General features: G+C 38.7%; 7 protein-coding genes. All 7 read left to right on the plus strand.

All coding sequences use genetic code 11. From position 1 onward, the window contains the following. The first annotated feature begins 130 nt into the window (after positions 1 to 130). Positions 131 to 544 (plus strand): GNAT family N-acetyltransferase, encoded by a 414-nt coding sequence (locus tag HT699_RS10270; RefSeq protein WP_171043429.1) that lies wholly within the window; start codon positions 131 to 133, stop codon positions 542 to 544. 429 nt (positions 545 to 973) lie between these two features. After that, the gene (locus HT699_RS10275) at positions 974 to 1,174 is read left to right on the plus strand and encodes a F0F1 ATP synthase subunit C (RefSeq protein ID WP_001054562.1); all 201 of its coding nucleotides are present in this window, start codon (positions 974 to 976) and stop codon (positions 1,172 to 1,174) included. A gap of 34 nt (positions 1,175 to 1,208) precedes the next feature. Next, complete coding sequence (gene atpB / locus HT699_RS10280; protein WP_000392851.1) at positions 1,209 to 1,925, plus strand: F0F1 ATP synthase subunit A; 717 nt, start codon at positions 1,209 to 1,211, stop codon at positions 1,923 to 1,925. A gap of 13 nt (positions 1,926 to 1,938) precedes the next feature. Continuing rightward, on the plus strand, positions 1,939 to 2,433 hold the full coding sequence (gene atpF, locus HT699_RS10285; protein WP_050313353.1) for a F0F1 ATP synthase subunit B: 495 nt from the start codon (positions 1,939 to 1,941) through the stop codon (positions 2,431 to 2,433). Continuing rightward, positions 2,433 to 2,969 carry a F0F1 ATP synthase subunit delta gene (locus tag HT699_RS10290; RefSeq protein WP_023941011.1) on the plus strand — a complete coding sequence of 179 codons (537 nt, stop codon included), beginning with the start codon at positions 2,433 to 2,435 and terminating at the stop codon, positions 2,967 to 2,969. Before atpF ends, HT699_RS10290 begins: the two co-directional genes overlap by 1 nt. 14 nt (positions 2,970 to 2,983) lie before the next feature. Continuing rightward, positions 2,984 to 4,489 (plus strand): F0F1 ATP synthase subunit alpha, encoded by a 1,506-nt coding sequence (gene atpA, locus HT699_RS10295; protein ID WP_050313352.1) that lies wholly within the window; start codon positions 2,984 to 2,986, stop codon positions 4,487 to 4,489. 15 nt (positions 4,490 to 4,504) lie between these two features. Then, complete coding sequence (locus HT699_RS10300) at positions 4,505 to 5,383, plus strand: F0F1 ATP synthase subunit gamma (protein ID WP_000301222.1); 879 nt, start codon at positions 4,505 to 4,507, stop codon at positions 5,381 to 5,383. Positions 5,384 to 5,428 lie beyond the last annotated feature (45 nt).

Consider the following 5,428-nt stretch of genomic DNA (forward strand, 5'->3'; position numbering starts at 1 on the left):
GGCTAGTTTCCTAGTTTGCTCTTTGATTTTTATTGAGTATTAGATGTATAGTGCATTGAAGTTAAAATAGTATACTTTGGTTTCTAAGACATTGTTAGAAATTAGATTAAATTCCTTAATCGATTTGCGCATGTTTTATTTTATTTCACTATACTTTAGATTGAAAAATAAGGAATCACATAAATCGCAAGAAATAGGGAATCTGATTCGTGTTTATAACCGTTCAAAAAGAGAGGAAGCTGAAAGTGAGCAACTTAATCTTTATGTCGAAGATGAAAAGGGCAATCTCCTGGCAGGTTTGATAGTAGAGACTTTTAGAAATTGGCTAGAAATCGAGTATTTATTTGTAAAAGAGGAACTGAGAGGGCAAGGAATCGGTTCAAAACTATTGCAGCAAGCAGAAACTGAAGCTAAGAATCGAAACTGTCGTTTTGCCTTTGTCAATACCTACCAGTTTCAAGCTCTTGATTTTTATAAAAGGTATGGCTACAAGGAAGTCTTTAGGTTACAAGACTATCCCTACATTGGGCAAAGATATTATTAGCAAAAGAATCTGTAAGGTGAGTATGGAGGTATAATACAAAGAGAGGCTCGCACATAAGTATGGAGGTGGACTGATGTATATGAGTAACTATCGATAAATACCAGTTATAACCTAGAAATTGTGTCTTTCTGGGCAATATTGGGTACAATGCAATGGCAGCTGAGAAATTGGGAATCAAGGCTTATCGGGTTAAGAAAAGAAGTGATGTGGTTGATATCTTAAAACAATTTATTTAAACTAAAAACTCTCTATCTTTTTAAATTGACATTAATCCGAGATTCCCCTCTCGAGTTTTTCAGAATAGAGTGAAATCCGAAAGAAAATGGAAATAATTTTTATTAAACGCTTCCAATAGCGGTTAAAAGTTGACAAATTTAAATTTTAGGACTACACTAAGTAAGTAAATTTTATTTTAAAGGAGAATTCGTTATGAATTTAACATTTTTAGGCTTATGTATTGCCTGTATGGGCGTATCTGTCGGTGAAGGTTTATTGATGAATGGACTGTTTAAATCAGTAGCACGCCAACCAGATATGCTTTCTGAGTTTCGTAGTTTGATGTTTTTAGGTGTTGCCTTTATTGAAGGAACTTTCTTTGTAACTCTTGTCTTCTCATTTATTATCAAATAAATACATGGAACGAGAAGAAAAGGGAGGATTTTAGATGGAAGAAAGTATTAATCCAATCATCTCTATTGGTCCTGTTATCTTCAATCTGACTATGTTAGCCATGACCTTGTTGATTGTGGGAGTTATTTTTGTCTTTATTTATTGGGCAAGCCGCAATATGACCTTGAAACCCAAAGGAAAGCAAAATGTACTTGAGTATGTCTATGACTTTGTTATTGGATTTACAGAACCTAACATTGGTTCGCGCTACATGAAAGATTACTCACTCTTTTTCCTTTGTTTATTTCTTTTCATGGTGATTGCCAATAACCTTGGCTTAATGACAAAGCTTCAAACGATCGATGGGACTAACTGGTGGAGTTCGCCAACCGCTAATTTACAGTATGACTTAACCTTATCTTTTCTTGTCATTTTGTTGACACATATAGAAAGCGTTCGTCGTCGTGGATTTAAAAAAAGTATAAAATCTTTTATGAGTCCTGTTTTTGTCATACCGATGAATATCTTGGAAGAATTTACAAACTTCTTATCTTTGGCTTTGCGGATTTTTGGGAATATCTTTGCAGGAGAGGTCATGACGAGTTTGTTACTTCTTCTTTCCCACCAAGCTATTTATTGGTATCCAGTAGCCTTTGGAGCTAATTTGGCTTGGACTGCATTTTCTGTCTTTATTTCCTGCATCCAAGCTTATGTTTTTACTCTTTTGACATCTGTGTATTTAGGGAATAAGATTAATATTGAAGAGGAATAGAAAGGAGTAACTGATGCACGTAACAGTAGGTGAATTGATTGGTAATTTTATTTTAATCACTGGCTCTTTTATTCTTTTGCTAGTCTTGATTAAAAAATTTGCATGGTCTAATATTACAGGCATTTTCGAAGAAAGAGCTGAAAAAATTGCTTCAGATATTGACAGAGCTGAAGAAGCCCGTCAAAAAGCAGAAGTATTGGCTCAAAAACGCGAAGATGAATTGGCTGGTAGCCGTAAAGAAGCCAAGGCAATCATTGAGAATGCGAAAGCAACAGCTGAGCAAAGTAAGGCTAGTATTTTAGTAGATGCTAAACTAGAAGCAGGACGCTTAAAAGAAAAAGCAAACCAAGAAATTGCTCAAAACAAAGCTGAAGCTTTACAAAGCGTTAAGGGTGAGGTAGCAGATTTGACCATCAGCCTAGCTGGTAAAATCATCTCACAAAACCTTGACGGTCATGCCCATAAAGAACTCATTGATCAGTATATCGATCAGCTAGGAGAAGCTTAATGGACAAGAAAACAGTAAAGGTAATTGAAAAATACAGCATGCCTTTTGTCCAATTGGTACTTGAAAAAGGAGAAGAAGCCCGTATCTTTTCAGACTTGACTCAAATCAAGCAAGTTGCTGAAGAAACAGGTTTACCTTCTTTTTTAAAAAAAGTGACAGTAGATGAGTCTGACAAGAAAAAAACGATTGCTTTTTTCCAAGACTCTGTGTCACCTTTATTACAAAACTTTATCCAGGTTCTGGTCTACAATCACAGAGCAAATCTTTTTTATGATGTGCTTGTAGATTGCTTGGACCGACTTGAAAAAGAAACAAATCGATTTGAAGTGACGATTACTGCTGCTCATCCTCTAACTGATGAACAAAAGAGTCGTTTGCTCCCTTTGATTGAGAAGAAAATGTCTCTGAAAGTAAGGAGTGTAAAAGAACAAATCGATGAAAGTCTCATTGGTGGTTTTGTTATTTTTGCCAATCACAAGACAATTGATGTGAGTATTAAACAACAACTTAAAGTTGTTAAAGAAAATTTGAAATAGAAAGTGGTGTTCTTTTGGCAATTAACGCACAAGAAATCAGCGCTTTAATTAAGCAACAAATTGAAAATTTCAAACCCAATTTTGATGTGACTGAAACAGGTGTTGTAACCTATATCGGGGACGGTATCGCGCGTGCTCACGGCCTTGAAAATGCCATGAGTGGAGAGTTGTTGATCTTTGAAAACGGTTCTTATGGTATGGCTCAAAACTTGGAGTCAACAGACGTTGGTATTATCATCCTAGGTGACTTTACAGATATTCGTGAAGGCGATACAATCCGCCGTACAGGTAAAATCATGGAAGTCCCAGTAGGTGAAAGTCTGATTGGTCGTGTTGTGGATTCGCTTGGTCGTCCAGTTGACGGTCTTGGAGAAATCCACACAGATAAAACTCGTCCAGTAGAAGCGCCAGCTCCTGGTGTTATGCAACGTAAGTCAGTCTCAGAACCATTGCAAACTGGTTTGAAAGCTATTGACGCCCTTGTACCGATTGGTCGTGGTCAACGTGAGTTGATTATCGGTGACCGTCAGACAGGGAAAACAACCATTGCGATTGATACAATCTTGAACCAAAAAGATCAAGATATGATCTGTATCTATGTCGCAATTGGACAAAAAGAATCAACAGTTCGTACGCAAGTAGAAACACTTCGTCAGTACGGTGCCTTGGACTACACAATCGTTGTGACAGCCTCTGCTTCACAACCATCTCCATTGCTCTTCCTAGCTCCTTATGCTGGGGTTGCCATGGCGGAAGAATTTATGTACCAAGGGAAGCATGTTTTGATTGTATACGATGATCTATCAAAACAAGCGGTAGCTTATCGTGAACTGTCACTCTTGCTTCGTCGTCCTCCAGGTCGTGAAGCCTTTCCAGGGGATGTTTTCTACCTTCACAGCCGTTTGCTTGAGCGCTCAGCTAAAGTTTCTGATGAACTTGGTGGTGGATCAATTACAGCCCTACCATTTATCGAGACACAAGCAGGAGATATCTCGGCCTATATCGCAACCAATGTGATTTCTATCACTGATGGACAAATCTTCCTTGGTGATGGTCTCTTCAATGCGGGTATTCGTCCAGCCATCGATGCGGGTTCATCTGTATCACGTGTAGGTGGTTCTGCACAAATCAAAGCCATGAAGAAGGTTGCTGGTACACTTCGTATCGACCTTGCTTCATACCGTGAGTTGGAAGCCTTCACTAAGTTTGGTTCTGACTTGGATGCGGCAACACAGGCTAAGTTGAACCGCGGTCGTCGTACAGTTGAAGTCTTGAAACAACCTGTTCACAAACCATTGCCTGTTGAGAAACAAGTAACCATTCTCTATGCTTTGACACATGGTTTCTTGGATACTGTTCCAGTAGATGATATTGTTCGTTTTGAGGAAGAGTTCCATGCCTTCTTTGATGCTCAACATCCAGAGATTTTGGAAACCATTCGTGATACAAAAGACTTGCCAGAAGAAGCAGTCTTGGATGCTGCGATTACAGAGTTTCTCAATCAATCTAGCTTCCAATAAGAATAGAGGTGTCAGATGGCAGTATCTCTAAATGATATTAAAACAAAAATCGCCTCAACAAAAAATACGAGTCAAATCACTAATGCCATGCAAATGGTATCGGCTGCTAAGCTTGGTCGCTCTGAAGAAGCTGCTCGCAACTTCCAAGTTTACGCTCAGAAAGTTCGCAAGCTCTTGACAGATATCCTTCATGGTAATGGAGCTGGTGGTTCAACTAATCCCATGTTGATTAGTCGTCCAGTTAAGAAGACAGGCTACATCGTCATTACTTCAGACCGCGGTTTGGTTGGAGGTTATAATTCCTCTATTCTGAAAGCCGTTATGGAGTTGAAGGAAGAATACCATCCAGACGGTACAGGTTTTGAAATGATCTGTATTGGTGGAATGGGAGCTGATTTCTTTAAGGCTCGCGGTATTCAACCACTTTATGAATTACGTGGTTTAGCAGACCAACCTAGCTTTGATCAAGTTCGTAAGATTATTTCAAAAACTGTTGAAATGTACCAAAATGAACTTTTTGATGAACTCTATGTTTGCTACAACCACCATGTCAATACGCTAACCAGTCAAATGCGTGTGGAACAAATGCTTCCGATTGTTGACTTGGATCCAAATGAAGCGGATGAAGACTACAGCTTAACTTTTGAATTGGAAACCAGCCGAGAAGAAATTTTGGAGCAGTTGTTGCCTCAGTTTGCAGAAAGTATGATTTACGGTGCCATTATCGATGCCAAGACAGCTGAAAATGCTGCTGGTATGACAGCCATGCAAACAGCGACAGATAATGCTAAGAAAGTCATCAATGATTTGACAATTCAGTATAACCGTGCCAGACAGGCGGCGATTACACAAGAAATTACAGAAATCGTAGCAGGAGCTAGTGCCTTAGAATAGGCTCTAGTCCAGCTCGTATGAAAATGAACTTATACTCAATGAAAA

This window comes from Streptococcus sp. 1055 (assembly GCF_013276815.1).
Classification (GTDB): Bacteria; Bacillota; Bacilli; order Lactobacillales; family Streptococcaceae; genus Streptococcus; species Streptococcus pseudopneumoniae.